17 protein-coding genes are annotated in these 21,009 nt (G+C 51.6%); 14 read left to right on the forward strand and 3 right to left on the reverse strand.

The window, feature by feature from the left end; translation table 11 throughout:
- Window positions 1–9: 9 nt before the first annotated feature.
- Complete coding sequence (locus JIG40_RS08000) at window positions 10–504, reverse strand: hypothetical protein (RefSeq protein WP_024375144.1); 495 nt, start codon at window positions 502–504, stop codon at window positions 10–12.
- A gap of 235 nt (window positions 505–739) precedes the next feature.
- On the opposite strand from JIG40_RS08000, the gene JIG40_RS08005 reads away from it, so the two are divergent.
- The 3 genes from JIG40_RS08005 to JIG40_RS08015 all read left to right on the forward strand — a co-directional run bounded on the left by JIG40_RS08005 (window position 740) and on the right by JIG40_RS08015 (window position 6,477).
- Window positions 740–3,100, forward strand: coding sequence for an ATP-binding protein (locus tag JIG40_RS08005; protein ID WP_020328880.1), 2,361 nt, complete (start codon window positions 740–742; stop codon window positions 3,098–3,100).
- A 253-nt stretch (window positions 3,101–3,353) separates the two neighbouring features.
- A complete protein-coding gene (locus JIG40_RS08010) occupies window positions 3,354–4,982 on the forward strand; it encodes a methyl-accepting chemotaxis protein (protein ID WP_199465109.1) in 1,629 nt (542 codons plus the stop codon).
- A gap of 250 nt (window positions 4,983–5,232) precedes the next feature.
- Complete coding sequence (locus tag JIG40_RS08015) at window positions 5,233–6,477, forward strand: MFS transporter (RefSeq protein WP_199465110.1); 1,245 nt, start codon at window positions 5,233–5,235, stop codon at window positions 6,475–6,477.
- 64 nt (window positions 6,478–6,541) lie between these two features.
- Here the strand turns inward: JIG40_RS08015 and JIG40_RS08020 are convergent, their stop codons facing one another.
- Window positions 6,542–7,642, reverse strand: coding sequence for a mechanosensitive ion channel family protein (locus JIG40_RS08020; RefSeq protein ID WP_020328883.1), 1,101 nt, complete (start codon window positions 7,640–7,642; stop codon window positions 6,542–6,544).
- Between the two features lie 184 nt (window positions 7,643–7,826).
- Here JIG40_RS08020 and JIG40_RS08025 point away from each other — a divergent pair, with 184 nt between their 5' ends.
- The gene (locus JIG40_RS08025; protein WP_032080917.1) at window positions 7,827–8,489 is read left to right on the forward strand and encodes a TrkA family potassium uptake protein; all 663 of its coding nucleotides are present in this window, start codon (window positions 7,827–7,829) and stop codon (window positions 8,487–8,489) included.
- Entirely contained in the window at window positions 8,486–9,853 is a 1,368-nt protein-coding gene (locus tag JIG40_RS08030) for a TrkH family potassium uptake protein (protein ID WP_199465111.1), read from the forward strand. The genes JIG40_RS08025 and JIG40_RS08030 overlap by 4 nt, the downstream gene beginning before the upstream one ends.
- Before the next feature lie 3 nt (window positions 9,854–9,856).
- Here the strand turns inward: JIG40_RS08030 and JIG40_RS08035 are convergent, their stop codons facing one another.
- Window positions 9,857–10,297: a DUF2850 domain-containing protein gene (locus JIG40_RS08035; RefSeq protein ID WP_024375140.1), complete on the reverse strand. Its 441-nt coding sequence runs from the start codon at window positions 10,295–10,297 to the stop codon at window positions 9,857–9,859.
- A gap of 487 nt (window positions 10,298–10,784) precedes the next feature.
- Here JIG40_RS08035 and JIG40_RS08040 point away from each other — a divergent pair, with 487 nt between their 5' ends.
- The 9 genes from JIG40_RS08040 to JIG40_RS08080 all read left to right on the forward strand — a co-directional run bounded on the left by JIG40_RS08040 (window position 10,785) and on the right by JIG40_RS08080 (window position 20,987).
- Window positions 10,785–11,066, forward strand: a complete 282-nt coding sequence (locus tag JIG40_RS08040; RefSeq protein ID WP_024375139.1) for a pyrimidine/purine nucleoside phosphorylase — start codon at window positions 10,785–10,787, stop codon at window positions 11,064–11,066.
- A gap of 535 nt (window positions 11,067–11,601) precedes the next feature.
- Window positions 11,602–12,408 (forward strand): hypothetical protein, encoded by an 807-nt coding sequence (locus JIG40_RS08045; protein WP_172559007.1) that lies wholly within the window; start codon window positions 11,602–11,604, stop codon window positions 12,406–12,408.
- Window positions 12,405–14,516 (forward strand): MFS transporter, encoded by a 2,112-nt coding sequence (locus tag JIG40_RS08050; protein ID WP_199465112.1) that lies wholly within the window; start codon window positions 12,405–12,407, stop codon window positions 14,514–14,516. The genes JIG40_RS08045 and JIG40_RS08050 overlap by 4 nt, the downstream gene beginning before the upstream one ends.
- A complete protein-coding gene (locus JIG40_RS08055; RefSeq protein ID WP_199465113.1) occupies window positions 14,513–15,520 on the forward strand; it encodes an ABC transporter substrate-binding protein in 1,008 nt (335 codons plus the stop codon). Before JIG40_RS08050 ends, JIG40_RS08055 begins: the two co-directional genes overlap by 4 nt.
- Before the next feature lie 39 nt (window positions 15,521–15,559).
- The gene (gene tssI / locus JIG40_RS08060) at window positions 15,560–17,623 is read left to right on the forward strand and encodes a type VI secretion system tip protein TssI/VgrG (RefSeq protein ID WP_199465114.1); all 2,064 of its coding nucleotides are present in this window, start codon (window positions 15,560–15,562) and stop codon (window positions 17,621–17,623) included.
- A 2-nt stretch (window positions 17,624–17,625) separates the two neighbouring features.
- Window positions 17,626–18,207 carry a hypothetical protein gene (locus tag JIG40_RS08065; protein ID WP_158129437.1) on the forward strand — a complete coding sequence of 194 codons (582 nt, stop codon included), beginning with the start codon at window positions 17,626–17,628 and terminating at the stop codon, window positions 18,205–18,207.
- Window positions 18,207–18,497: a PAAR domain-containing protein gene (locus JIG40_RS08070; protein WP_199465115.1), complete on the forward strand. Its 291-nt coding sequence runs from the start codon at window positions 18,207–18,209 to the stop codon at window positions 18,495–18,497. The genes JIG40_RS08065 and JIG40_RS08070 overlap by 1 nt, the downstream gene beginning before the upstream one ends.
- Window positions 18,498–18,549: 52 nt before the next feature.
- On the forward strand, window positions 18,550–19,629 hold the full coding sequence (locus JIG40_RS08075; RefSeq protein ID WP_154183094.1) for a hypothetical protein: 1,080 nt from the start codon (window positions 18,550–18,552) through the stop codon (window positions 19,627–19,629).
- Window positions 19,630–19,661: 32 nt separating this feature from the next.
- Window positions 19,662–20,987 carry a type VI secretion system ImpA family N-terminal domain-containing protein gene (locus tag JIG40_RS08080; protein WP_199465116.1) on the forward strand — a complete coding sequence of 442 codons (1,326 nt, stop codon included), beginning with the start codon at window positions 19,662–19,664 and terminating at the stop codon, window positions 20,985–20,987.
- The last annotated feature ends 22 nt before the right edge of the window (window positions 20,988–21,009 follow it).

A 21,009-nucleotide genomic window follows, 5' to 3' on the forward strand; every position in this document is an offset into this window, starting at 1 on the left:
ACATCCTTATCAATTGATCACGGGCGCGCCGCTTTGCAGCTCGCGATAAGACTTCAGTTGGGTGAAATAGTGGTGTGCTTTTTCCACCTGTTCATATTCCAGTTGCCAAGAGGCATTGCGCTGCGCGAGACAGAACGCGCCGATGTGACGCAGCAAATCATTACTGTTTTTTTCCAGCACAGGAGAGACGGCGGCGACCAAATCCGATTCTTCAATCGACATGAACTGCAGCAGCGCATAGGACTGATTAAGTACCTCAAACGCACGCTGGTACTGACCCATGTTGTTGAGGATTTCTGACTGATAAACCGCCGCGTCGCGCAATCCGGCGATCAGGCAGCTCATCTGACAGGGCTTGGTGTTCTCGTCGTGCGTAGCATGCTGAATGTGGTGCGGCAGATGATGCAGCACATCCTCAAACAAATAGTGTGCCTGCGGCCAGTGGCCCTGTTCGAGCAATTTTTCCGCCTGAAGATACGTGGTCCAACATTGTTGCAGATTCATAGTCCGCCTCCTGTGCATCGATGGAGAACATTTAAATGCAAATGACTATCAATTGCAAATGATTGTCATTTTTAAGTTGGATATTGTTCGCCGCAGTGATTACCCGCTTGAGGGTGCAAATTGATTATTATTTGTTCGCTTGAGCGCGAATCCAGTCTAAGTCACTAAAAAGTCAATGCTTTACATCTACACTTAGGCTACAAAACAAGAAGTATAAATACCAAAGGAGGGGAGTATGGCGATTCAACAATTGAACGCAGCGCAGCTCTACCATGTTGCAGAGCTAGAAAAACTGCCGTGTAAATCTACCAAAGAATTGGCTCCCATTGATGAAATCGTTGGCCAGGAACGCGCACAGAAAGCGGTCGAATTTGCCATGTCCATCAAGGAAAAGGGCTACAACATTTACGCCATCGGGCGCAATGGCCTTGGCAAACGCACCATGATTCTGCGTTACCTCAGCCGCCACAAACATGAAATCGCCGAGTTGTTCGATTGGTGTTACGTGGCGAATTTTGATGACATTCGTACTCCGCGTGTACTCAAACTGCCGTGCGGTGTGGGTCAGGCTTTCCGTCAGGATATCGAAAAACTGATGGTGAAGCTGATGAACGCTATTCCGCTTGCCTTTGACAATGAACTCTACTTCTCCCGTGCCGAAAAGCTGAAAAACCAGCTGGCTCAAAAGCAGCAGGATGAGCTGGAAGAGATCACCCGCAAAGCCAAAGAACGCAATATCAGCCTGACTATTACCTCTCAGGGGGACTATCAGTTCGTTGCCATGAACGGCGAAGAGCTGCATACCGAAGAGACCTTTGACGCGCTCAGCAAAAAAGAGCAGGAACAGTTCAGCCAGACAATCGATGAGCTGGAAGTGGCGCTGCGCAATATGGTGCGCCAATTGACCGAGTGGGAAGAGTCGTACAGCGAAAAGATCAAAAAGCTGAATGACGACGTCACGCTGGATGTGATTGGTCACTTTATCAAGCAGCTGAAACACGATTACTCCAAGTACTCCGAAGTCAAAACCTACCTGACCGAGTTGCAAAAAGATATCGTCGAAAACGTGGATATCTTCCTTGATGAAACCGGTGAACAGGGTGAGCTGGCCAGTGCCGCTCTGGATAAAAAACTGCCGCGTCGTTACAAAGTGAACGTTTTGGTCAGCCGCAACAAAGAAGATTTTCCTATCGTGGTGGAAGAGAACCCGAACTATCACTCGCTGTTCGGTTACATCGAAACCGCGACCTACAAAGGGACCGTGTTTACTGACTTCTCACTGATTCGTGCTGGTAGCCTGCACAAGGCCAACGGCGGTGTGTTGCTGATGGACGCGGTGAAAGTGCTGGAGCAGCCTTATGTGTGGGATGGCCTCAAGCGTGCGCTACGTTCACGTCAGATGAGTTTTACTTCTCTGGAAAAAGAGGTGACGCTGACGGGTACTGTGTCGCTTGATCCGGAACCGATCCCTCTGGATGTGAAAATCATCCTGTTTGGTGATTACCGCACCTATGAGTTGCTGACGCACTACGATCCTGAGTTCAGTGAGCTGTTCCGTGTCACCGCTGATTTTGAAGATGAAATGAAACGTACCGCCGATTCTGAGCTGCATTACGCCCGTTTTATCTCCAGCATCGTGCACGACAACAACATGCTGCATTGTGATCGTAAAGCGATTGCCCGCATCATTGAACACAGTTCGCGCATCACCGGCGACCAGAACAAGTTGTCGCTGCACTCGGCGCACATTGCCAATCTGCTGCGGGAGTCTAACTACGTGGCTCGTCAGGCGAACTCGAACATGATTCGTCAGAACCACGTCGATGAGGCGCTGAAGAATCAGGAAATGCGCGTCAATCGCCTGCAAGAAGGGGTGATGGAGAGCTTTGTGAACGGCACTACGCTGATGCAAACCGAAGGCATGGCGATTGGTCAGGTGAACGCGCTGTCGGTGCTGGCGACCAGCGATCACGCATTCGGTGCGCCAAACCGGATTACCGCGACGACGTCATACGGTGATGGCGACATCATCGATATCGAGCGCAGCGTGGATCTGGGTGGCAGCATTCACTCGAAAGGGGTGATGATTCTGTCGGCTTATCTGAGTTCGGTCTTCGGCCGCACGGCGCGGGTGCCACTGACCACGACCATCACGTTTGAACAGTCGTACGGTGGTGTGGATGGTGACAGTGCCAGCATGGCGGAGTTCTGTGCCATTGTGTCGGCGTTCTCCAAACAGCCGAACCGTCAGGACATCGCGATTACCGGTTCGATGAACCAGTTTGGTGAATCGCAGCCGATTGGTGGGGTGAATGAGAAAATTGAAGGCTTCTTCGACGTGTGTGGCATCAAAGGGCGCCACAATACTCAAGGGGTGATCATTCCTCGTTCGAATACGCATAATCTGATGTTGCGCGCCGATATCGTCAAAGCGGTGGAAAAAGGTGAGTTTCACATTTGGGCGATAGACCATGTGATTGAAGCGATTGAAATTTTCACCGGAAAACCCGCTGGCGTTGCGACGGATGACGGCAGTTATCCGGTGGATACCATCTTCGGTTTGGCGCAGGCAAAACTCAACGCCTTGCGCAAGTAAACAGCCTGTTTATGCGCTGACTTTCAATGGCCACCTTAGGGTGGCTATTTTTATATATTTCTTCATAAATTGTCATGATTGATTCACATTTTTCCGGCGTGAGAGAAACCAAACGTTTCCGCTGTTAACATTATGATTTATTTGGATTTAATGCTGGACAGAAATGTGATCTTTGTCTAATCTCGGCGCCGAATTAACTCTCTGGGCTAACGCCCGCTGCATGGACGCAATCTTTTCTTTCTTGAGGTGTAGCATGCAGTTTTCATTGAAAAACATATCAATAAGAGTTCAGGTTTTATTGCCTGTCGCTTTTCTCACGGTGGCCCTGCTGATCGCACTTTGGGTGACCAAATCCAATCTGATTCACGAACAGCACGCCGTTGCCAACAACACACACGCGCTGGTGCAGTACAAAGATACGCTGGCACGTGTTGATGACACCATCTATCCATTACGCATCAGCGCGGTATACGCAATTTACGATCCGGCGCGCCGCGAAGTGTTCCTGCGCGAGCTGAAAAACGGCCTGAAAGTGGTTGATCAAACGCTGGAAGAGATGCAGAAACAAAAGCTGTACGACGAAGAAATCGAACACGTTCAGCAGAACATTGTCGAATATGTCGATATGTCCGAGCGCGCGGTGGAATTTTTCACTCGTCGTGATGCAGGCTTAGTGACCGAGCAGGATTATCAACGTTTTGTTACACAATATCGCGAAGTCGGTAACCACATGGTGGAATCGATCAATGACCTGTCGCAGAAAGTGAACCACTACGCAACCCAATCGATGGAACAGAGCGCCAAAGACAGCGCTGCAGTGATGCAAAATGCAATGTGGACCGTACTGTCTGTGCTTGTGGTTTCACTCGGTGCGGCTTGGTTGCTGTCGGGCAAAATTGTGGCGCCGATTCAACGTCTGCAAGCGGTGATGCGTAAACTGGCGCAAGGCGATCTGTCAGTACGTGCTGATGCGAGCGGCGATAACGAAATTGCGCGCCTGAACAAAGACGTTAACCAAACCGCAGAGCAGTTACACGCGACGGTCGATCAACTGACGCGCATCAGTGAAGATGTGGCTTCGGCGGCGACTGAGCTGGCAGCGGTCATGACTCAGGCAGAAAGCAACGCGCAGCAAGAGCTGATGGAAATCGAGCAGGTGGCGTCGGCGGTGAACGAGCTGGCGAGCACAGCCAACAACGTCAGTGATAACGCGACGTCAGCCGATGCGACGGCGCGTGAAGCAGACGGTCTGGCGCAATCGGGTCTGTCTATCTTTATGGAAAGCGGCCAGGCAAGCGAGCAGATGTCTGTGGCGCTCAACGATGCGGCGCAAGTGGTTCAGCGCCTCAAAGAGCAGTCTGAACAAATCAGCAATGTGATCGAAGTGATTCGTGGCGTGTCTGACCAAACCAACCTGTTGGCGCTGAATGCGGCAATTGAAGCGGCGCGCGCAGGCGAATCAGGCCGCGGCTTTGCAGTCGTGGCGGACGAGGTACGCTTGCTGGCCGCACGTACTCAGGCATCAACCGAAGAGATTCAGTCCATCATCGAAGAGCTGCAAGGTCAATCGGTGCTGGCCAATGAAAGCATGCAAACCAGCTTAGAGATGCTTAACCGCAATAACGAACTGGCGCAGCGAGCCAACGATGCTCTGATTGGCATCACAGAATCGGTATCGGCAATCAACGACACCAACGCTCAGGTTGCGACAGCAGCTGAAGAGCAGTCTCAGGTTACACAAGACATCAACCGCAACGTGGTCAATATGTCGGAACTGGTGCAGCAGAACGTGACGGGTATCAGCCAGAGCGCCAGCGCGAGTAACGAACTGTCTCGCTTAGCAGAAAAGCAGAAAGAGCAGCTTTCCTTCTTTACACTGTAAATATTCTGGAAATAAACATTCAGAGCCGTGCAATACGCTGTATTGTGCGGCTTTTTATTTGCAGAGAAGATGATCTAACTAACTGTATAAATTAGGTTTTATTAAACGTTTTTCTTATTCCGTTTCGTCATGAATCAAAGGTCAAATATCGCTATCTTTCTTTACATTTTCTCTCTATATTGGCGATAAAACAGCCAAAAGTGTGACGATTGTCGCGCAATTATAACGTCAGGCGGATCTAGGAGAATGTATGGAAAAACAAGAAAGTTTATTTGAATGGCAGAGGATACAGCGCTTTAACTTCTCAGTCTGGACGGTATTGGCCGGCACCCTGTTTGCTCGCACCAGTTTCTTTATGGCCTGGCCGTTTCTGATTGTGTTTCTCTATCAGGATTATGGCGCGACAGCGGTGGAAGTGGGCACTATGCTCGCAAGTTCGGCGGTTGTCGGTGCGGTCACCGGGCTCTATTCCGGTTACCTGTCTGACAAATTTGGCCGCAAATGGGTCATGGTGGCGGGGGCGTTGGCGGCGTCAGTTGCGTACACCGGTATCGGCATGGCGAATCAGATCTGGCATTTCTACGTGTTGATCATTCTGGCGGGCTTGATGCGTCCGATGATTGAAGCGCCGGCGAAAGCCGTGTTGGGCGATAACCTCAGCAACCTCAAAGATCGCGAACTGGCGATGAACATTCGCTATTTCTTGCTCAATCTCGGTGGTGCGATTGGCCCGCTGATTGGCATCACTCTCGGCTTAGCGCATCCTCAGGTGCTGTTTATCGCCACGGGCATCACCTACCTGATCTATGCGCTGTGGCTATTGATGGCGATTGAACGTAAAGGCCATCACGTCAAACCGGATACCTCGCTGTTGCCGAACTTTGCCCGCACACTGCGTGTGATCAGCAAAGACAGCATCTTCGTCAAAATGATGATTGCCAACTTCATCATGATGTTTGTTTACGCGCAGATGGAGTCGTCGATTCCGCAGGTGATTGTACGCTCCAGCGTCTCGGATGCGGCGCAGCTTGTCGCCAGTCTGGTGCTGGTCAATACGCTGACCATCATCATCTTTCAGTTCCCGACGCTTAAGTGGCTGGAACATGTGCCTCTGTTTGTGCGTACCCGTATCGGCATGGTGTTAATGATGCTGGCGCAGGTTGGATTTCTGTTTACCCCGACCGATTGGCCTTACGGCTGGTACATTGCCGGGTTTATTCTCAGCATGGGTGAAGTGATCGCATTCCCGACTCTGAATGTACAGATTGACCGGATGGCGCCGGCTCACTTACGCGGCTCGTACTTCGGCGCGGCGGCGCTCTACTCACTGGGCTTTGCTATCGCGCCATTAGTGGGTGGTGTGGTGATTGAGTCACTCAATCCTAGTTGGTTGTTTGGTGTCTGTATCGTGTTGTGTCTGGGGATGATCTGGCTTTACTGGCTGGCTGAACATCAGGAAGATCCGGTGCAGCGTGAAGTGGTAGCACAAAACTGAGAGCTGCATAGACAATAAAAAAACCGCCAAGTTGGCGGTTTTTTTATTTATTGCTTCAGAACTATCATGGACGCGCGGGTGGCTCAGGTACTTCGCCGGCACTGGTCGGGTCGATGATCAGCGTGCGGGTCGGGAACGCAATGTCGGCACCATTTTTCTGAATGATGGCCATAATCTTCAATAGCACATCCTGCTTCACTTCGTGATAACGAATCCAGTTGACGGTTTTCGTGAAAGTGTAGATAAAGAAATCCAACGACGATGGACCAAAGGCGTTAAAATTCACAATCAGGGTTTGATGTGCATCGATATCCGGGTGATTTTTCAGCATGTCACGCACTTCGTTGATCACGGTCTCCATCTTGTCTGCATCCTGATAACGCAGGCCGATGGTTTCGTTAATACGACGATTTTGCATGCGTGACGGGTTCTCCACCACGATGTTGCTGAATACCGAGTTCGGTACATACAGCGGGCGTTTATCGAAGGTGCGAATAATGGTCATGCGCCAGCCGATACGTTCAACCGTCCCCTCTATCTGGCGATCCGGAGAACGAATCCAGTCACCGACTTTGAATGGGCGATCGAAGTAAATCATCAGACCGCCAAAGAAGTTCGACAGCAGATCTTTGGCTGCCAGACCCACCACCAGACCACCGACACCACCAAATGTCAGCAGCCCTTTGAGGCTCAAACCAAATGCCTGCATGATCGACAACATTCCCGTGATAATCACGATTAAACGCGTCACTTTCGATACAGCCTGCACTGTGGTCTCATCACGTTTACGCTGCTTGAGAATGTAGTGTTCTACCTCAGACACCAGACGCAGCAGAATCCAGACAAAGATGGTGATCAACATCAGTTTCTTGGTGTTTTGCAACCAGTTAAATTTGGTCTGGAAATGGTCATCAAGCAGCAGACCCAGCGAGATGGTTGCCGGCCAACACCAGATCAAGGTACTGATCGGCGTTTTCAGCGCGTGCAGGATCAGATCATCCCAATGAAAGTTAGTTTTTTCGGTCAGATTGAACAGATAGCGATAAGAGAGTCGCCAGATTCCCCAGGCCACAAAGCTGGCGAGGGTGATAAACAACACACTGTTGTCCCAGTCTTTTAAATAGGGGGATGCCTGAAAGCGCATCAGTAAATCGTCTATGCTCATGAGTATTCTTATCGATGAAAATTTGTGGCTAAAACTAGCAGAAAATGCAGGGATTCTCTATAGATGGCGCGGTGGATGATTTCCATCCGCTCTGCGTTTGAGTTATAAAATGAGGAGCATTACCCGCTATTAGATTGCAGAGTGAAGGCTCTGCCTTACGTCAGTATTCGTATAAGGCAACATAATGAAAATTCGTGACAAGCAGTTTGCAGTGATTGGGTTGGGACGCTTTGGGCTGTCGGTCTGTCAGGAGCTGACAGAAGCTGGCGCACAAGTGCTGGCGGTCGATATCGACGAAGACAAAGTCAAGGCGGCAATGAACTACGCGACTCAGGCAATTGTGGCGAATTGCACCATTGAAGAAACCGTATTTGAACTCAAACTGAAAGACTACGACATGGTGATGGTCGCGATTGGTGAAGACATCAACGCTTCCATTCTCGCAACCCTGGTGGTGAAGGAATCCGGTGCCAAATCGGTGTGGGTCAAAGCCAACGATAAGTTCCACGTGAAGATTCTGCAGAAAGTGGGCGCAGACCACGTCATCATGCCGGAACGGGATATGGGGATTCGCGTAGCCCGTAAAATGCTCGACCGCCGCGTGCTGGAGTTCATCGAACTGGGCAGCGGGTTGGCATTGACTGAGGTCGTGATTGGTTCACGTATGATGGGCAAACGGATTGATGAAATGGCGATCTGCCAGGAACACGGTGTTCAGGTACTGGGCTTTAAACGTGGCCCTGAAATGACGAAAGCGCCATCCCTCGATACCGTGATGGAAATCGGTGACATGCTGATTGTCGTTGGCCCTCAACAAACCCTCACCAAACAGTTGAAAACCTTATGATGTCTCTCGAACGCAGCGGCATTTTTTACGCGCTGGATAAAGATAAGAACAACAAAAGCGGATCAGAACCGAAAATCATTCTGGTCAGTTTTTTGTCGGTACTCGTTCCAGCGGCCGTGCTGCTGACGTTACCTGTGTTTTCAAAAACCGGACTCAGTTTTACCGATGCGCTATTCACCGCCACGTCGGCCATCAGTGTGACCGGGCTGGGGGTGGTCGATACCGGCACGCATTTTACGATTGAAGGCAAGATTCTGTTGATGCTACTGATGCAAATCGGTGGCCTTGGTCAGATGACGCTGTCAGCGGTGCTGCTGTACATGTTTGGCGTGCGTCTTAGCCTCAAACAACAGGCGATAGCCAAAGATGCGCTGGGGCAGGACCGTTCGGTCAACCTGCAGCGGCTGGTAAAACGCATCATCATTTTTGCTCTCATTGCCGAAGGGATTGGCTGGGTTATTCTGTCGTTTCGTTGGGTGCCGCAACTGGGCTGGGCGGAAGGACTGTTTTGCGCGCTGTTCCACGCCGTATCGGCATTTAACAATGCGGGCTTCTCACTCTTCTCCGACAGTATGACGAGTTATGCCAGCGATCCGACGATTTTGCTCACGTTGGCGGGGCTGTTTATTTTTGGCGGTCTTGGCTTTACGGTGGTTGGCGATGTATGGGCGCACTGGCGCTCAGGCTGGCGTTTCTTCAGCCTGCACACCAAAATCATGCTGATTGCCACGCCGGGTCTGCTGCTGGTTGGTACGCTGCTGTTTTGGGCGTTGGAACATCGCAACCCGGAGACGATGCAATCCCTGCCGCTCTGGCAACAGTGGCTGGCGGCCTTTTTCCAATCAGCAACCGCCCGTACCGCTGGCTTTAACAGCATTGATGTCGCACAAATGACTCAGCCGGCGATGCTGATCATGATCATCCTGATGCTAATTGGCGCGGGTTCTACGTCTACCGGGGGCGGGATTAAAGTCTCAACCTTTACGGTGGCATTTGTGGCAACCTGGGCTTTCTTGCGGCAGAAAAATCATGTGGTGATGTTTCATCGCACGGTTAACTGGCCGACAGTGACCAAAGCGTTGGCCATCATTGTGGTCAGTGGCGCCTTGTTGATGACGGCGATGTTTCTGTTGATGTTGACCGAGAACGCGCGTTTCGAAGTGGTGTTGTTTGAAACCATCTCGGCATTTGCAACAGTGGGGCTGAGCGCGGGATTAAGCGCGGAGCTGAGTGAGCCGGGCAAATACATCATGATTGCCGTAATGATCATCGGCCGTATCGGTCCGCTCACTCTGGCTTACATGCTGGCTCGTCCACAGGCGACACTGCTCAAGTATCCGGAAGATAATGTTTTGACGGGGTAAGTGCTATTTCTCATTGAAGTGGGCGGAGAGTGCCGATCTTCTGGCTTGGCCTGCGGTGCCTTCACCCTCTTCAATCGTGTCTTCATACCCTTCTTTGATGAAGCGTTGAATTGGTATTGTGGGCTCTACCCGTTTTAACTGCGGTGAATTTCTTGTACCAGCGATTTGGTAGGTCATGCGACCCAAACCGGTTTCGACCTCAATATTTTTGCCATCGTACTCGAAGTTGGTACTCACCAGCCGACTGTTACGAAATACGCCTTGCTCATTGAACGTCAGGATCTCGGTCTGATAACTGGGCGTGCCGATTTCTATCCAGGAGCCATATACCTGCTCGGGATTGACATAATCCTTGTAGCTAAACAGCAGCAGAGCCGCGAATGCACAGGCGAGCAGAGACAAACCACTCCAGAAGACGATTCTGAACATGTTGGCTTTCGATATTCTGGGCGATCCCGCTCTCATCTTGTCTGTTTTGGTTCGCTTGTTCCCTGTTGCCACCGTGATTTACTCCTGTCCCGGCTACCCTGTGTCTGCACGCGTGACCTCGTCTGACGAGGCTATCTCTGCGGCACCATTTATTTTTTTCATAAAATGGTCGCGCGAAAATAACATGGAGCAGTTGGCGTCTATCTGTTGCAAAAGTATCGCAAAAATAGAGAAACATAGAGTGGAGTAGGCGCAAAGTGAGCGCAAATTTCCCACAATAAATTATGATCTTGCTTCAAAAATTGAGTTTTCTATCAATGCTGTTGCCAACGGAAAGAAGATGCCGCACCAAAGAGGTCAATAGCGATGCGGCGTGTTGGTGTAAAAGTCGCAGCCAAAGGGGTGACAATCGCTTGTGTAAAGCGCGCTCTTGAGTTAAAAACAGAACGTCCGTTCGCGCAGGCCGCGACTCGGCAAGCACTAAATTTGACAAGGAAGAACAATGATTAAAGAGAACAGCTATTTCGAAGGCAACGTAAAGTCTTTGGGTTTTCAGCAGGATAGTAACGAAATCACCGTCGGCGTTATGGCGCCGGGCGAATACACCTTCGGTACAGGTGCACCAGAGCGCATGACCGTTGTGAAAGGTGCGTTGACCATTAAACGCGCGACTGATGCAGACTGGGTAACGTTCAACTCAGGTGAAGCGTTTGAAGTGGAAGGTAATTCCTCTTTTGATCTGCAGGTAGCCGTTGCGACTGCATATTTGTGCGAATATCTGTAAGCGCGATTTTTTCGCCCAGTAAATTCAAGAGCGCCCCACTGGTTAAGTGTGGCGCTTTTTATTGTCCAATGTTTCAGGCAAAAGTGTCGTAGTGGCAGATTCACCGCTAAAGGTGGCGTATGGAGTGTGCTGTACTTATCGATAGTTTTGTTGATGAATCGCTTTGATTTAGCAAAAGGAGTAGGGCTGCTTTTATATCCTTACATTTATATTGGCTATTATTCCTCAATGAGAAAGCCACATATTCACTGATGATTTCTCTCCGCAACCTTCAATATATTCCTATCAATAACGCAGCCTAATATTCTAAAAAATTCCTTTAAATATTAGTAATTTAAGAAATATTAATTTAGATTTTAATTTATAAGATAATACTAATTTATGATCAATAATTCGGCAAAAACGATATTTTTTTGTGATCTGAGTTCACTCTGAGTGAGAAAAATCGCAAGCTGCACAATTTATGCAAATTCCCAATCTAGTATCTCGCTTGTGAATAAGTGAATAACAATATATTGGTTGGGTAACTGTATATATGAGAGCTTTCTTTGAAGTGCATCTACGGTTGGTGATTACCGTTTGGGTGATCCTCCTTTCCGTACTCAGTTTGCTGTACTTAATGAACTACATGAAGTTCGACAGCCTGATGTCGCACGTGGTGTCTTCAAAACTGGAAGTGATCTCCTCCTCACTCGCCAATTCGGTGGAAAGGGTCGAACGTCTCGGTATTCCCTATCAGTCCGCTAAAAACCTCAAACAACAAATTGAGCAAGCCCGTGTTCGTGAACCGAATGTGGTTGCGGTGGCATTGATTGATCAACATGGCAAACCGTTGGTGCAGTCTTATGCTGACGATAGCCCTGTACAAAGCTTGCCTGAAGACGTGGTTCGCCGCGCCCTTAAGTCCAGTGAGCCAAGGTGGACGCTGAGCGACGACTCAGAACTCTACAGTGGCCTGCAAATTTACGACAGCTTCGGTGCGTTCGCTGGCAGCATTGTCATCGTCTACAACAAATCCGCCCTGTTTGGTGTTTACGCGTTGGTGCGTTTGCACCTGCTGGAAGCCACTGTGGTGATTTTCCTGCTCGCGTCGTTGCTGGTGTTTTTCATCATCCGTATTGGTTTTGGTGATGTCACCAACGTCATTAAGCTCATCCACGGTTACTCCACTGGTGATCAAAAGCGTCTTGAACAGATCCCGCAAGGTCAGATGACCCAAAGTCTGGCAGAGCAAATTAAGCAAAGCGAAAAGATGAAGTCACTGGTTTCTGAAGAGCTGGAAAAGCTTCAGGACCTGACGGCCAGTCAGCCATCGACTCAAAACACTGAGGTTCGTTCATGAACAAAGCCAAAAGTATGGCCAGTTTTATTAACCGCCGTCTGATTCTGATTACGATTCTGAGCGCCTTTATTGCCTCGGGACTGAGCGCGGTTTACACGCTGGTGGAATTCAACTTTTCGGTGAAACCTGAGCTGCTGAAGAAAGCCAATGCCATTGCGCAGAGTGTGCATGATGATCTGACCACGGCGGTTGATGCGGGCGTGCCATTCGACCAGATTCGCGGTATGGATGCCTACCTGAAAGATTCACTGGATAAGTACCCTGAGCTGACGTTTGTCGCAGTGACTCAAGGCGATACTGTGCTGTACAAAGCGGGCGAAGTGTCCAATTTGGATCTGGCCGACGACAAGACGTTTGAAAAATCATCGACTCAGTATCTCGGCGCGTCACTACTCGATCGTTTTAGCGTGGTGGTGAAAGAGCTGCCACTACTGTTTGAATCGTCGTTTCTGGGCAACTCACCGCAAAGTGATGTGTTCCGCCTTGATATTGATACGTCTGGTCAAACCGCTGGCCGCGTGTATGTCGGCCTGAGCGCAACTTACGTTCAGTCGCAACTGACGGATATTTTCTTTGATATCGCTATTGTGCTGGTGGCCGTGCTGCTGGTCTGTTTCGAGGTCGTCATGGTCGTGGTGATGTTCTACATCTCCGGCCCGCTGGAAGAGTCAGAATCGATCCTCAAGCGTCAGGTGAAAGGTGACTTCTCCGTCAACGAGAGTGTGGCGACCCACGGCACCATCGGCACATTTGCTGACCGCCTCAATCAGGATTCACGTGAACTGCAAAGCCGCTTCAGCCGCTTGTTCGGGTTGCTCAACAGCGAAAGTGCGCTAGAGCTGCAAAACCGTCTTAAATCGATTGCAGAACGTTTTCGCCTGCAAAACCGACTGGGCATGAGAAAAGGCGACATTGTCGATGCGCGTATTCCGCTGTTTGTGTTCTCGTTTGCCGAAGAGCTGCAAAAATCATTCATGCCGCTGTTCGTTGAAGAATTCTATGAGCCTTCTTCCTGGATCTCCAAAGATGTGATGCTGGGCCTGCCGATTTCGGTCTTCATGTTTGTGATCGCTGCGTGTACGCCTTTCGCCGCAAAGTGGGTGGATCGTTGGGGCCAGAAACGCCTGTTCCTGTTGGGATTGATCCCGGCGATTGGTGGCTACTTTGGCTGCGCCTTTGCGACCAACAGTATGGACATCGTGATGGCGCGCGGCGTAACCGCACTCGGTTACGCGGTGATCACCATCAGTTGTCAGAGCTACATCGCTGCGGTGGTCACCTCGGAAAACCGCGCCAAAGGCATGTCAATCTTTGTCGGCGTGCTGATGACGGCCACCATGTGTGGAACGGCACTGGGCGGCATCATTGCTGACCGTATTGGTTATCAACCTGTGTTTCTGATTTCTGCTGCGCTGGCCGCGTTTGCCGGTCTGCTGGCGTGGCGCATGTTCTCGGGCAGCGTCAACGATGGCAAAAAGCAGGGCGCAAAGAAAGGCAGTATCAAACTACTGGCAAAAAATGCCCGCTTTGTGGCCGTGACCGTGTGCTGCGCGATTCCAGCCAAAATCGTCCTGACCGGTTTTCTTTACTTCACCGTGCCGCTGTATCTGGTGTCACTTGATGCCAGCCAGTCTGAAATTGGCCGCATCATGATGATTTACTCTTTGGTGATCATTCCGCTCAGCCCGATTGCGTCCGGCATTGCTGACCGCACCAAGAAGATGCGTGAACTGATCGTGCTCGGCACCATTCTGTCGGGTGGCATTCTGGTGTCGCTCTATGGCGAAGCGTCCATCATCAAAATGCTGATGGCGGTGACACTGATGGGTATTGCGCACTCCATTCTGAAAGCCCCCCTGATCGCGTGTGCGCTGGAAGCGTCGGAAGACACGCCTGAAGTTGGCCGCACGGAAGTGCTGGGCGTGCTGCGTACCGCGGAACGTATTGGTAGCGTGCTTGGCCCGGTTATTGTTGCTTCGCTGCTGGCGGTGTACGACTTCGGCGCTGCGATGGCGATTGTTGGGTGCGGCATTATTTTCTGCGGTGTGATGATGATTCTCTTCCTGAACATGCCCGCGCGCCGTCGCGGCATGGAGGCCGAACTATGAAATCCATTCTTTCGGGTCTGTTGCTGTTGGTTTCTGCACAAACGCTGGCGGCTGAAGAACACAAAACGGTACTGATGACGGTTTGGCGCGGATGCGAAGAGTCGTGTCAGGGCTTTCAGGATTACCTTAAAAATAATGGCTTGCCGGTTGATGTCATTGTGCGCGATGCGCAGCGCGACACCAGCAAACTGGCGGATCTTCTGGACGAAGCCAAAGCTATGTCGCCGGATTTAGTGGTGACCTGGGGCACCAGCGTGAGTAAAGCTATGATCGGCACGCGCGCTGAACTCGGCGAACAAACCAAGCTGGGCGATATTCCGGTGATGTTCATGGTTGTCGCTGACCCGGTCGGCGCAGACATCAGTGCCGCCGCCGATAAAACGGGTCGCCCAATGGTGGCGGGCATTCGCAACCGCATCAGCGAAGACACTCAGATTCGCGCCATGCGTGAATATTTCCCGGTGACTAAAGTCGGCGTGGTCTATTCGACGGCCGAGCTTAACTCTGTACTGAACACGCAGGAGCTCAAGCAGCTTTCAGAATCGATGGGCTTTGCGGTGTATACCGAGACCTATGCGCTGGATAAAGCGGGCAAGCCACTACCGAACCAGTTTGACGAGAAAATGCAGCACCTTGCCGAGCAGGGTGTCGACGTTGTGTACGTCGGATCCAGCTCGTACAACTTGGCGAACAGCGACAGTTTTACACAAGCCGCGATGAAATACGGTTTGCCCGTCGCGAGCGCTTATGACTCGATGGTGACGAATTCGTCGGCGCTGATTTCGGTGTCCAACAAGTATTACCGTGTGGGGCAGTTGGCCGCCAACCAAGCGAGCAAGATTTTGTTTGATGATGCCAAGCCGGGTGATTTACCGATTGCTGAACTGAGCAACTACGCCATCACCATCAATATGGATGTTGCCCGCAAAATGTCACTGTTTCCGCCCATTCAGCTACTGCGATTTGCCGATCTGGTCAATGTGCAGCAGGAGCAGGCTCAATGATGACTGACCGCAAAGACACGGCATTAAGAGGCGTCGCAGATGAATGAATTGATTGATGCGCAAGGCAGCTATCTGGTGGTTCAGGATGCCAACGGCAATGAGTTTGTGGCTTCAACCCTGAGTGTGACTGAGCAGATCAACCAGCACTATGAGTGGCAAGCCGACATCATCGTGTCGGATTCTTCGCCTGCGGATTGGATTGGCACTGAAGTCAGTTGCTATGTCTACAACGTGATTGGCGATTCGCGCACCAGCCTGCGTCAGTACCAAGGCTATGTGGTGAAAGCTCAGGCTCAGTCGCAACGGATTGATTCAAGTTACTACGGCATCAAACTGACCGTTCAGCCATGGCTGTTCCTGCTCAAGCATTCACGCCAGTGCCGCGTATTTCAGGAGTCAACCGCGCAGGACATCGTGACGTCCATTTTCGATGAGCTGGGCTTTAGCGGTAAGTACACCGTCAACAGCATGCCATCGACCAGTCGTGAATATTGCGTTCAGTTCGGTGAGTCGGATTTTGAGTTTGTCACGCGCTTACTCGCCGAAGATGGCGTGCATTTTTACTTCGGCAAAGATGCCAACGCGGCAAAACTCTATCTGCAGGAAGCGCAGATGTCGTTTGAACAAAGCGACATGGCGACGCTGGATTACGCCGCCGTACCATCGGGTGATTACGATGTGTTAGATACGTGGCAGCGTGAGTATGCGTTTCACAGCGCCTCACTGGAAATTGCCGGTTACGACTACTCACAATCGAAAGTGGTGACCAGCGGCGCCAAGGCGTCGGGCTACTCTGTCTCCGGTAACACCAAACTCAAAGAGTACCGTTATCCGACGGCATCGATCACCAATGATTTCAGTAGCCTGACCTCAACCCTTGGCACGCTGCAGCGTGGTCAGCTTGATTCTGGTTATGACCGTGTTAACGCCAAGACACAATCGGCAGATTTGTGTGTCGGTCAGTATCTGAAACTGGCGGCGCATTCAGACAGTGCCGAAGAAGGCAATTATTTGGTGACCGAGCTGCATTACCAGTTTGAAAACCAAAAAGGCAATGCGTTCAGCGCGCAGGCTGAGTTGGTGTGTGTGCCAGAAGATCAGGTGTTCTATCCGCCGGCGAAAGCTCGGCCCGTATTACACGGCCTGCAATCTGCGGTTGTGGCGGGCAGTACTGAGAGTGAACCTGCCAGTGATACGTCTGGTCGCGTGCGGATCAAATTCCATTGGGATGACGAAACTGGCGACAAAACCAGTTGCTGGGTTCGCGTCGCTCAAGGCATGGCCGGTAGCGGCTACGGCATGCAATTCCTGCCACGTGCGGGTCAGGAAGTGCTGGTGAGTTTCATCAACGGCGATCCGGATCAGCCCGTGGTGGTGGCGAGTGTCTATAACTCGACCAACACTCCGCCATACCCAACGGAAAACACCACTGAAAGTGGCGTGAAAACCAAGCTGGCGGGCGAGTCAAACGAACTGCGTTTCGACGACAAGAAAGACAATGAGCTGCTGTATCTGCACGCCGCCAAGGATTTCACCAGTGAAGTCGTGAACGATCACAGTGAAACCGTGGGTGGAGAAATGACCTTGGCGGTCACCAAGAACCTGACGGAAACGATTGAACAGTCACACAGCCTGTCGGCCAAAGAGGGCATCACGCTGACGACGGAAAAATCGTATGCGCTGACCGTGACGGAGTCGATCACGCAAGACGGCAAAGACATCACCATCACGGGCAGTGATTCACTGACCTTAAAAGTGGGTGACAGCAGCATTGTGATGAGCAGCGACAAGATTGAGATTTCCAGCAGCACCATCGCGTTAACCGCGGATTCTGCCATTTCCCTGTCGGGTGGCGACATCAGCCAATCGGGTGATTCGATCAGTCTCGATTCCGATGGTTCTCTGAGTGCGTCGTCGGGCAGTTCGATGTCTCTGAGTGCGGGCAGCAGCTTTACCGCGTCGGCCAGCAGTTCGGCCACCGTGTCTGGCCTCAACGCGACACTGAGCGCAGATGTCACCGCGACAGTGTCGGGCAGTGCGACGGCGGAACTGAGTTCTGATGGTCAGGCGTCCATCAGCGGCGCATTGGTGATGGTGAACTAAACATGATGAAAAAGATTCCTTATCCGGCAGCGTCCAGTGTCGTGAAACGTACCAAGTTATCTGACGATGCGATGGATTTAATTGAACTGCAGGATACGCCACAAGCGGCCATGACCGTGCTGGAAGAGGCGGGGCTCAACGTTGACCTGACTCATTTTCTGGCTCACGCCCTGCCGATGCGAGAAGCGATCTGGTGGACGGCGTTGGCGTTAAAAGCGCGCCATGAAGATTGGCATCCGAAAGAGCAAAAGCTGATTGATGACTGCATGCGCTGGGTGATGGAACCCAATGAAGCGCTGCGTCGCCGGATTGAAAGTGAAATCAAGTCACTGGCTAATGATCGCGCGCCTCGCTGGTTGGGACAAGCGGTGTTCTGGAGCGGCACGGGCAGTATCGCACCATTGGGCAACCCGATTGTGATGCCGGCGGAGTTTTTGTATGCCAAAGCGGTCGCCGGGGCGATCAACACCGCTGCCGTGGTTCCCGAGTGGAAAGGCAATAAAACCTTTTACCGCAATGTCTTTCGTATGGCCCGTGACTTAGCCGAGGGTGGTAACGGCTCAGCAAACGGAGAACCAATGTAATGGGCATGTGCGCAGCCAGACTCACCGACATGCATACCTGTTCGATGGCGACAGGGAGTGTGCCCCACGTTGGTGGCCCGATTATTGGACCGAGCGTGGCAACCGTACTGATAGGCAGCCTGCCTGCTGCGGTGGTGGGCGATTCAATTACCTGTGTCGGGCCACCCGACACCATTGCGGCGGGCAGTACCACGGTGCTGATCAACAGCACACCGGCGGCACGGCTGGGCGACAGCACCAGCCACGGCGGTGCGATTGTGGCCGGAGCGGCAACTGTATTGATCGGTTAATCCATCGGAACTCGGACGGCCTGAAAAGGCGACAAGAAAAATAGGAATCGTTATGCCAAGTACTTACACCTGGGGAGATCGTATCTCTCAGACGACATTTACCAGCACTTATGACAAGCGTGGCCAGATTGAAGAACTGGTCGAGCAGGCCAAATTGGCCAACCAAAAGCTAAATTCGTTCATGCAAAACTTGACCCAGAAGGTCAACAACGAGTCTGGCAAACGCATTACCTACTCGCGAGGTCCGTTGAAAACCCGTCAACGTATTGCGGAAAAATGTGGCATTACGAATTGGGATGATACGACCACAGATATCACTGGTGCAGGGGTGAAAACACCGTTGGAAGTCAAAGACATCGCACGAGCCACCATCGTGTTCAGCACCATAGCGCAGATGCTGGCGTTTCGGGATTTCATCTACACCACCGATGAATTTACCGCATTGAAGAAACCACAATTTGACCGAACCCCTGCGGTAAAGGATCTGTGGGCCAAGAATATTGAAGATGTGTACAAAGATGTGAAGTTCTTTCTGGCGATGGATATTGATTTCAAAGGCCGGACCATTCCGCACATTGTTGAGCTGCAGTTGAACGTATCGCAAATGTCGCGCGGTAAAGCCTACGGACACGCTTTCTACAATCTGACGCGTTTGGCTTATATCCAAGGCGAGCAACGTTTTGTTTGGGATAACGACGACTGCGTCATCACGGTCGGCGGCGACATCAAAGGCAAAATCGGTGACAAGTTGCGCACGTCGATTACTCACTGCCGCAGCATGGCCGAAGGTGATCAAAATGTGCTGCTGGCTTGCGAAATTCTGTCCAAATTTTTGACCCGAGAGCTGCGTCTTCTCGATACGCGCGAAACGCAAAAGCTCGACCCAAAGACCAACCGCACGAAAACCGTCACGGAGCACAACGTGTTTGCCAACGGCACGCGTCCACTGGTGATCCGTGGTGGTCAGGCCTTTGCGTTGTCGCTGAAAAGTGGCACGCCTAACATCAGCTTGCAGGGCGCTCAAGCGTGGGCGATTGCATACCTGTCGAGCTTTATCTGGAGCAAATTTACTAAGTTTCAGAATTTGCCAGGTGTCACGGGTTTGGCGTCAAGTTTCCACGCTAAGCGTTGATTCGCAGACGATAGAAAAGGTTAGGAACCGATATGTTTGAACATCTGCTCAACCCGATATCTGATGAACAACCGAGTGGCGAATATCTCAAGGATAATCGCACCTTGTATCGCACGTATCGGAATGCATTCAACGTCGCACAATCCTCGTTCCGCCAACTGGTGGAAACACCGGATGCGATGCAGGACGCGGTGGTGGTCCATACCAACGCGGAGAACTGGGATGCTCTGGCCAAACTGTGTGAAAGCTGTCTGACTGAGCAGTCCAAAGATGTCGAAATTTACTCCTGGTTCACCATGGCCCAGCTCTTCTCTGCTTCGCCTTTCGAGTCATTGGCGCAGGCGCTCCATACGCTGGAGCAGATGATCGAGAGTTTCTGGGACTCACTCCAGCCAACACTGCCGGAGAACAAACGCAGAGCAGACAGCGACGCCGAACAATTCAAAGAAGTGGCGGAACACCGCGTGAAGCCGCTGCTGCAACTGGTTGGCGATTCCGCAGAAAGTGGCTTGCTGTACATGCCGCTGCAAATGCTGCCTCTGGTCGGCGACATTGATTATGGCCGTTTCTTTGCGGCAGAAAAATCGGGTTCGTTGCCGCAGTTGAAAGCGGTCGCGCTGGCGGATTTTTCTCGTGAGAAGGCGGAAGTGGAAGCGCGCATTCTGGCACTCGGTGCAAGTAAAGATGCTCTTCTTGCTCTGGAAAAGACCCTGCAGCAGAAATGTGCGGCGGCCGGTACCCAGTCGATTAATTTTCGCTTTGTGAAAGAGGCGGTCGAACGCCTGATCAATGCGATTCATTTTCTGGTGGGCGATCAATTTGCCCGTTGGCCTCTGGACGCGGCGATGGCTGACGCGGAAACACCACAAACGGTGCCTGAGCAAACCATGGCCACCGTTCACTCTGCATCAACTGAATCTGCCCATCAGCCAACGCAGGGTCAGTCACAAACAGCGCCTGTCATGACGCAAACTGCGGCGTCGGTGGCGGTACCTGTTGTGTCTCAGGATGCGCTGGCGTCACGTGAACAGGCATTTGCCGAACTGCAACGCATTGCGGACTACTTTCTCGCCACCGAACCCCACAGCCCTATATATCTGCTGCTGAAACGTGCGATTCGCTGGGGTGGCATGTCTCTTCCTGAACTGTTGGAAGAGTTGGTCGGCGACAACAACGCAGTGCAGCAACGCATTGAACAATTGGCAGGTCTGGAAAGCGCGCAGCATCAGGCAAGCCGTGCAGCGGCACCCGTTGCTTCAGCACCACAAATTACGATGCCGGAGGCTGCGCCTTCGGTATCCCCAACTTCATCGACGGCAAACGGCAGCGAGAGCGGTCTGTCAGCGATTGAATGGTAGTGTTCACTCACTCTCAATTGGG

This window comes from Vibrio sp. bablab_jr001, from assembly GCF_016464285.1.
GTDB lineage: Bacteria > Pseudomonadota > Gammaproteobacteria > Enterobacterales > Vibrionaceae > Vibrio > Vibrio fluvialis.

Excerpts from the sequence above, each read along its gene's own strand:
- JIG40_RS08025 (WP_032080917.1), top strand. The coding sequence starts at position 7,827 with ATGAAAATTCGTGACAAGCAGTTTGCAGTGATTGGGTTGGGACGCTTT.
- JIG40_RS08050 (WP_199465112.1), top strand. The coding sequence starts at position 12,405 with ATGAACAAAGCCAAAAGTATGGCCAGTTTTATTAACCGCCGTCTGATT.
- JIG40_RS08030 (WP_199465111.1), top strand. The coding sequence starts at position 8,486 with ATGATGTCTCTCGAACGCAGCGGCATTTTTTACGCGCTGGATAAAGAT.
- JIG40_RS08040 (WP_024375139.1), top strand. The coding sequence starts at position 10,785 with ATGATTAAAGAGAACAGCTATTTCGAAGGCAACGTAAAGTCTTTGGGT.
- JIG40_RS08055 (WP_199465113.1), top strand. The coding sequence starts at position 14,513 with ATGAAATCCATTCTTTCGGGTCTGTTGCTGTTGGTTTCTGCACAAACG.
- JIG40_RS08005 (WP_020328880.1), top strand. The coding sequence starts at position 740 with ATGGCGATTCAACAATTGAACGCAGCGCAGCTCTACCATGTTGCAGAG.
- JIG40_RS08070 (WP_199465115.1), top strand. The coding sequence starts at position 18,207 with ATGGGCATGTGCGCAGCCAGACTCACCGACATGCATACCTGTTCGATG.
- JIG40_RS08065 (WP_158129437.1), top strand. The coding sequence starts at position 17,626 with ATGATGAAAAAGATTCCTTATCCGGCAGCGTCCAGTGTCGTGAAACGT.
- JIG40_RS08080 (WP_199465116.1), top strand. The coding sequence starts at position 19,662 with ATGTTTGAACATCTGCTCAACCCGATATCTGATGAACAACCGAGTGGC.
- JIG40_RS08075 (WP_154183094.1), top strand. The coding sequence starts at position 18,550 with ATGCCAAGTACTTACACCTGGGGAGATCGTATCTCTCAGACGACATTT.
- JIG40_RS08000 (WP_024375144.1), bottom strand. The coding sequence starts at position 504 with ATGAATCTGCAACAATGTTGGACCACGTATCTTCAGGCGGAAAAATTG.
- JIG40_RS08045 (WP_172559007.1), top strand. The coding sequence starts at position 11,602 with ATGAGAGCTTTCTTTGAAGTGCATCTACGGTTGGTGATTACCGTTTGG.
- JIG40_RS08015 (WP_199465110.1), top strand. The coding sequence starts at position 5,233 with ATGGAAAAACAAGAAAGTTTATTTGAATGGCAGAGGATACAGCGCTTT.
- tssI (WP_199465114.1), top strand. The coding sequence starts at position 15,560 with ATGAATGAATTGATTGATGCGCAAGGCAGCTATCTGGTGGTTCAGGAT.
- JIG40_RS08010 (WP_199465109.1), top strand. The coding sequence starts at position 3,354 with ATGCAGTTTTCATTGAAAAACATATCAATAAGAGTTCAGGTTTTATTG.
- JIG40_RS08020 (WP_020328883.1), bottom strand. The coding sequence starts at position 7,642 with ATGAGCATAGACGATTTACTGATGCGCTTTCAGGCATCCCCCTATTTA.